Source organism: Bradyrhizobium sp. Leo170 (genome assembly GCF_004296405.1).
GTDB lineage: Bacteria > Pseudomonadota > Alphaproteobacteria > Rhizobiales > Xanthobacteraceae > Bradyrhizobium.
In genome coordinates this window covers 1-6,864 of record NZ_PSRR01000410.1, presented here as the reverse complement: position 1 = coordinate 6,864, position 6,864 = coordinate 1, and the positions used below count along the sequence as shown (strand labels likewise).

At 63.7% G+C, this 6,864-nt stretch carries 6 protein-coding genes; 2 read left to right on the top strand and 4 right to left on the bottom strand.

Annotation, left to right across the window (positions count from 1 at the left end; genetic code table 11):
• The 3 genes from CWO89_RS38735 to CWO89_RS38725 all read right to left on the bottom strand — a co-directional run.
• Nucleotides 1–872, bottom strand: an 872-nt coding sequence (locus CWO89_RS38735) for an SMP-30/gluconolactonase/LRE family protein (protein ID WP_130583598.1), incomplete at its 3' end; no start/stop codon positions are given.
• Nucleotides 873–1,004: 132 nt separating this feature from the next.
• Entirely contained in the window at nucleotides 1,005–1,826 is an 822-nt protein-coding gene (gene map, locus CWO89_RS38730; protein ID WP_130583597.1) for a type I methionyl aminopeptidase, read from the bottom strand.
• Between the two features lie 113 nt (nucleotides 1,827–1,939).
• Entirely contained in the window at nucleotides 1,940–3,253 is a 1,314-nt protein-coding gene (locus tag CWO89_RS38725; protein ID WP_165421505.1) for a mechanosensitive ion channel family protein, read from the bottom strand.
• A gap of 214 nt (nucleotides 3,254–3,467) precedes the next feature.
• Between CWO89_RS38725 and CWO89_RS38720 the strand changes: the two genes are divergently transcribed.
• A complete protein-coding gene (locus tag CWO89_RS38720; protein WP_130583596.1) occupies nucleotides 3,468–5,261 on the top strand; it encodes a potassium/proton antiporter in 1,794 nt (597 codons plus the stop codon).
• A gap of 149 nt (nucleotides 5,262–5,410) precedes the next feature.
• On the opposite strand, the gene CWO89_RS38715 is transcribed toward CWO89_RS38720, so the two are convergent.
• Nucleotides 5,411–6,214, bottom strand: coding sequence for a hypothetical protein (locus CWO89_RS38715; RefSeq protein WP_130583595.1), 804 nt, complete (start codon nucleotides 6,212–6,214; stop codon nucleotides 5,411–5,413).
• A 253-nt stretch (nucleotides 6,215–6,467) separates the two neighbouring features.
• Here CWO89_RS38715 and CWO89_RS38710 point away from each other — a divergent pair, with 253 nt between their 5' ends.
• Complete coding sequence (locus CWO89_RS38710) at nucleotides 6,468–6,722, top strand: PepSY domain-containing protein (protein ID WP_130583599.1); 255 nt, start codon at nucleotides 6,468–6,470, stop codon at nucleotides 6,720–6,722.
• The last annotated feature ends 142 nt before the right edge of the window (nucleotides 6,723–6,864 follow it).

The window sequence follows — 6,864 nt, the reverse complement described above, 5'->3', positions numbered from 1 at the left end:
GAGATGGCAATATTGCCTGCCGAAGGCCGCGCGAGAAAAATCCTGCCACTGGTGTCGGTGCGCAGGCCATCGACTTCGAAATCGGCGAACCGCCTGACCTGTCGTGGATCGAGCAGTCTGCTGCCTTCGAGCCGATAGGCCCATACTTGCCGGGAATCCGACTCGCTGACGTAGAGCGTCGTGCCATCCGGGCTCAGATCGATCCCGTTGGTCACGCCCATGCGCGGTCGCGTGCTGGACATCACTTCGCCGCGGCCCTTGCCGTCGGCGTCGCGGGTGATTCGCCAAATCTGACCCGAGCCTGATGAAAATCGCGGGTCGCTGGCGTAGAGCGTGCCATCTGCCGCTATCGCCAGATCGTTCGGCTGATTGAAAAGATCGGAATGAAAGTAGACACGCGGCGTCGAGTCGCCGCGCTCGATCACGAAGACATTGTGCTTCTTGAAATCGGCGATGTACATCCGCCCGTCGCGGTCAAAGCGGATGCCATTGCCGATGCTGCCGGTAGGAAGCGACGTGAAGAGTTGCGATTGAGATGCGCCTGGCGCGACTTTGCCGATATTGCCACTCTGTCGAAAGTTGACGGCATAGAGATTGCCCGATGCATCCACCGCGGGCCCCTCAATCCCGGCAGTGTATTCGCCCGGCGTTGTGACCCTTTGACTCACGAACAGGGTGTCCTGCGCATTGGCGCGTGGGCCAGCGACGAAAGCCGCGACTACGGCAAGACAAGCCACAATCTGTCGCGCTCGAAAGCCGGGTCTTGCAGTCGCCATCGCCAACCCCCTGTTGCAAATGGATTGTGATAGATGCAATGATAGATTGTAATAAACTTGAATGCACTTACTTCTTAAAGGGGATGCGTTCGACACGTTTCACGGCCGGCGCACTTCTCCCGCCGGGCTGCATCGGCAGCGACGTGTGCGTCGCAACAGCTTTCGCCCATTCCCGTCAAACCGATGGTGATCGAAAGTGATTTTGGACTCGCGGACGGGTCTCCGCGGCTACACCGTCCACGGCTTCTCGCCGCTCCGCTGCGACAGCGTGAATATTTCCACCCCATCGGCGGTCACGCCGACCGAATGCTCGAATTGCGCCGACAGCGAGCGGTCGCGCGTCACCGCGGTCCAGCCGTCGGACAGGATCTTCACATGCGGCTTGCCGAGATTGATCATCGGCTCGATGGTGAAGAACATGCCGGGCTTCAGCGCCACGCCTTCGCCGGGCCGGCCGACATGGATGATGTTCGGCTCGTCGTGGAACATACGCCCGAGGCCGTGGCCGCAGAAATCGCGCACCACGCTCATGCCCTGCGGCTCGACATAGCTCTGGATCGCATGGCCGATGTCGCCGGTGGTGGCGCCCGGCTTCACCGCGGCGATGCCCCGCATCATCGCCTCATAGGTCACCTCGATCAGCCGCTCGGCTTTGCGCGCGATCGGCCCGACCGCATACATGCGGCTGGAATCGCCATACCAGCCGTCGACGATGAAGGTGACGTCGATATTGACGATGTCGCCTTCCTTCAGCGGGCGGTCGCCGGGCATGCCGTGGCAGACCACATGGTTCAGCGAGGTGCAGGTCGAATAGCGATAGCCGCGATACATCAGCGTCGCCGGATAGGCGCCATGGCTGAAGGCGAACTCGCGCACGAACTGGTCGATCTGCGAGGTCGGGATTCCCGGCTTGACGATGTCGGTGAGCTCGTCGAGGCATTTCGACACCAGCGCACCTGCTTTGCGCATGCCGACGAAGCCGCTTTGTCCGTGCAGCTTGATCTGGCCGGTCTTGCGTAGGGAGGTGTCGGTTGCTTCGATATAGCTCATGGTCGGGTCATTTGGCGGGGTCTGTCGGACTGGCGGTAATTCACCTAATTTAATGATCGAGGCGGCCAGCGCAAGCCAAGGTTGGGGCCGAAATGGCCTTTCCTGCCATGGATTTAGCTGGAAGTCTCGATCACGGTCTCGACCGGCAGGGCGCCGCGGACCCGAAGTTCCCGCACCGGATAGGGCACGCGGATGCCCTCGCGCCTGAAGGCGTCCCACAGCGCCAGCATCACGTCGCTTTTGACGTTGTCGAGGCCATCAGGGTCGCCAATCCAGAAGGTCAGCGAGAATTTCATCCCGGCCTCGGCGAATTCGGTCAGGATGCAGTTCGGCGGCTTGCCCTTCAATGCCCGCGCCGCCGCGGCGGCGATCTCGATGGCAAGCTTGCACACCAGCCGCGGATCGGCGTCGTAATTGGTGCCGAACGGGATTTTGACCAGCGTGTTCTTGTCGGTATAGGTCCAGTTGACGACCTTCTGCGTCACCAGGTCCTCGTTCGGGATCAGGAATTCGCGGCCGTCGCCGGCGGCAACCGAGATGTAGCGCGTTTTCATCGCGCTGATGCGCCCCGAACTGTCGCCGATGGTGACGAGGTCGCCGGGCTTCACCGATTTGTCGGCGAGCAGGATGATGCCCGAGATGAAGTTGGCGACGATCTTCTGCAGGCCGATACCGATACCGACACCGACCGCGCCGGAGAACACCGCGAGCGCCGACAGGTTGATGCCGACCGCGCTTAGCGCGATGGCGATTGCAACCACCATCAGCCCGATGCGGATGATCTTGATCAGCAGCACCTGGATCGACGGCGTCAGGTCGGTGGCGCGGTTGATGCGGCTCTCGACGAAATTGCTCGCGATGTTGGTCAGCCACAGCGCCAGGATCACCAGCGCGCCGGCCTTGATCAGGAGCAGCGGCGTGAGCCGCAGGCCGCCGATCTCGATTGCGACCGAATCCAGCGCCTCCGCCGTCGCATCGAGCTGGCCGATGATGCTGAGCGCCGCGACGATCCAGGCCCCCAGCGACACCAGACGGACGATGAGGGCGTTGCGGATCACCGATGTCACCAGGCAGATCACCAGCCAGGCCAGCGCCAGCTTGGCCGAGACCACGATCAGATAGCTGCGGCTCGGCCAGGTCGAATGTGCCATGATGATGCGCGTCGCGATCATCAGGAGCGCGAACACCGCGGTCGAGGCGCTGCCGACCAGCACGCGCAGGAAATGCCTGAGCGGCAGCGGCAGGTGCGATCCCAGCGAATCCGTGTTGACCCGTACGCGGATCGCGGCGTCGGCCGCATAGGCAATGCCGGCGGCGGCCAAGATGATGCCGAACTGCAGATAGAACCAGGGCGAGGTGACCTCCGCGCCGACCGACCGTGCGGCCATCTGCAGGGCCTCGATGACGTCCTTCAGCTCCATTTCCATCGGCGAAATCTCATGAAGTGCAGATTCAAGCGAATTTGATTCGAACGGTCGGCACGATCCCACAAACGCGACGCACGGACCATCGCCACAACGGGAGGGCGAAGTGAGGTTGGGTGTAAAACCAGAAGTCTGACGCCATGTTCAGAAAATGGGTTGGCGTCGAACTGTGGCGACGGTAAGGATGCATTGCAACCCTTCTCCTTCCTTACGGCGTATGGCTTCTCTCGATCAGGTCAGCATAGCCATCCTGCTTGGCGCAGTTCTCGTGATGGCCGGCATCCTGTCGAGCCTTTTGGCGCTGCGCTTTGGCGCCCCCCTGCTGCTGGTCTTCCTCCTGATCGGCATGCTCGCGGGCGATGCCGGTCCCGGCCATCTGCAGTTCGACGACGTCCGCACCACCTATCTGGTGGGCTCGGTGGCGCTGGCGCTGATCCTGTTCGATGGCGGACTACGCACGCGCTTCCAGAGCATCCGTGCCGTGCTGGCGCCCTCGATGGTGCTCGCGACCGCCGGCGTGCTGTTGACCGCGCTGATCACGGCGCCGGTGGCCAAATATATGCTCGACCTCTCCTGGACCGAGGCGTTGCTGGTCGGGGCCGTGGTGGCCTCGACCGACGCCGCGGCAGTATTCCTGCTGGTCCACACCCAGGGGTTGCGCCTGCGCCCGCGTGTCGGCGCCACGCTGGAGGCCGAAAGCGGCACCAACGATCCGTTCGCGATCTTCCTGACGCTGATGCTGGTGGAGTTCATCTCGCTTGGGGAAAGCTCGGCGTCGCACGTCATCCTGGAATTCGTCCGCGAGGCCGTGCTTGGGGCGATCGTGGGCGTGATCGGCGGCCGGCTGGTCGTGATCGCCATGAACCGCGTCGCTCTGCCGCAGGGCCTGCACGCGCCGTTCGTGACCACGGCGGCGCTGGTGATCTTCGGCGCGGCGCAGATCGCCCATGCCTCCGGCTTCCTCGCCGTCTATCTCGCAGGCATCATCATCGGCAACCGGCCGACGCGCGCGCACAGCTCGGTGGTCGCGTTCCTCGACGCCGCCACCTGGCTCGCGCAGATCGTGATGTTCGTGCTGCTTGGGCTTCTGGTATCGCCGCATCGCGTGCTCAGCAGCCTGGGTGCTTCAGTCGTGGTGGCGCTGGCGCTGATGCTGCTGGCGCGGCCGCTTGCGGTATTCGCCTGCATGGCGCCGTTCCGCTTCAACTGGCGGGAGAAGCTGTTCATCGCCTGGACCGGGCTGCGCGGCGCGGTTGCGATCTTCCTCGCCTCGATCCCGATGCTGGTGGGCCTGTCGAAGGCCTATCTCTATTTCGATGTCGCCTTTGTCGTCGTCATCATCTCGCTTTTGCTGCAGGGCTGGACCCTGGCGCCGGCGGCGCGTCGGCTGCACGTGGCGCTGCCGCGTGTCGACCGTGGCCCGCGGCGCGTCGAATTGGACCTGCCCGGCCAGCTCGAGCAGCAACTGGTCGGCTATCCCGTCGGTGCGAAAAGCCTGTTTTTCCGCCGTGGATTGCTGCCGTCCTGGTCGAAGCCGACGCTGGTGATCCGCGACGAGAACATCCTCTCCCCCGCCGAGGCCGACCCGATCGCACCCGGCGACTACCTCTATCTGCTGGCGCCGCCGGAGCGGGCGGAAGCGCTTGACCGCTTCTTCGTCGACATGCCCCCGGGCACCGCGCCGGACCCGCATCTGCTCGGCGACTTCGTGGTCTCCGGCGAACATACGCTCGGCGAGCTTGCCGAGATCTACGGCGTGACCGTCGATGAGGACCAGAACAAGCTGACGCTGTCGGATTATTTCGACATCCATCTCGACCGCGCGCCGAAGGAAGGCGCGGAGCTCGCGCTGGACAGCATTGTCTTGGTCGCGCGCAGCCTCGGCGGCGGCAGGGTCAATGTCGTCGGCCTGCGCCTGCCGGAGGACGAGGAGCCGGCCGTGCCGCCGACCCGGCTGCAGCAGTTCAAGCGCAAGCTCGCCGGGATCTGGTCATCAGTCGCGGGCGTTTAGGGCCTCGCCCTAATCACCCTCCTCCTGAAAGGGCAGGGTGGGGGTCAGCCCCGGGCGCTGGCGTTCGTGGAGAGAACGGATCCCCACCCGGTTTGCGCGTGCACGCGCAAACCGACCTCCCCTTTTCAAGGGGAGGTGGGCGACTGCGATTACCGGCTCATCTTCGGAGGGGAGCTCGCATCGTTTGCGAACGTCCTGATCAGCTCGCTGAGGTCATCGTCTGCCGATGTGATCCTGTCGTTTCCATGTTCCGGATTTGGGATACGAATCTCGGGGGCGCTCAGGATGCGCGGGGCGATGGCGGCTGCCCTGGTGCTGCGGACATCGTTCGCCGCGGGCGGCACGACCGCCACCTTCGGCGCGTGGATTTTCGGTAGGCTGCGGCCCGGCTCGATCCGCGCGGGCGGTGACTTCGGCTCCTGATTTGCATCGACCGATGGCTCATGCACTTCGGGCTGTGCCGCCGGCGCGGATTCCTTTCGTGCGGCTTTCGCGATGATCTCGCTGACGATCGCGCCGAGGCGGCCCTTGTCGGGCTGGGCGAGATAGCTATTGGCGAATTCATCGACATGGTGCTGGCCGTAGTCGGACAGCACCGCGGCCAGTCGCGCCAGATCGGGATCGCTCTCGACCAGGCGGCGCCATACTTCCTTGTCGTAAGCGGAGGCGTCGGCGCTCGAGGTCGTTTGCGGTGCCGGCAAGGGGGGAGGTTCCGCAGTGATCGGAACATTTTCCGCGTGGGCCGGAGGCGCCTCGACAAGTGCTGCAGCCGGCTCTGGACGCGCATCGAGGGCGGCGACGGCCGCCGCCTTCTCCGCCTTTCGCCGCTTCCGCTCGGCGACCTGCAGCGACACGAGGCCAATGCCCATCAACAGAAAGCCGAGAGCGGCCCAGGCCACCGTGAGGCACAGGACGAATCCTGCGAGCAGCAAAACCCAACCAGCAATACGCATGGCACGCCTTTCTTCCGGCAACAATTTGGCGCGGTCGGGCGGATTTGGCAAATCGACAAGCTTTGTCCTTAAAGCAAACGAATCCGTGATCGAAGCAACCCGCGCCGCGAGGAAACCGTCCCATTGTCGCCAATTGGCAGCCAACAAGCGGTCGCAACCGCTGCTGATCACCCAGTTTCGCTGTGAAATGGGAACCAATACGCCTCGAGGGCTGTTGGTGCCTGCCGTAACGAACCTTCACCAGGAGTGGCCCATGCGAAAATTCATCCTCCCGATGGTTGCGGTTATGACCCTTGGGATTGCGACACAGGCCAAGGCTTATGATTCTGGCGATCTCATATCGATGCAGAGAGCACTGGCGATCGCGACCGATCTCGGTCTCGCAGCGGTGTCTCACACTGAATTTGCCGGCTATGAATGGCAAATCGAGGGGCGGGATATCGAAGGCCGATACATGGAAGTTGATGTCGACGCCCGCACCGGTGAAGTACTCAACGTCGACCGATAAACCTGCGAGGTGCTGCTTGACGCGCCCTCGCCCCTTGTGGGAGAGGGCTACTCCGGCGTCGGCACGAACGCGCTTGGGTGAGGGGTCTCTCTCCACGCGCACCGTGCCCGCGGCGACGACCCCTCATCCGGCGCTTCGCGCT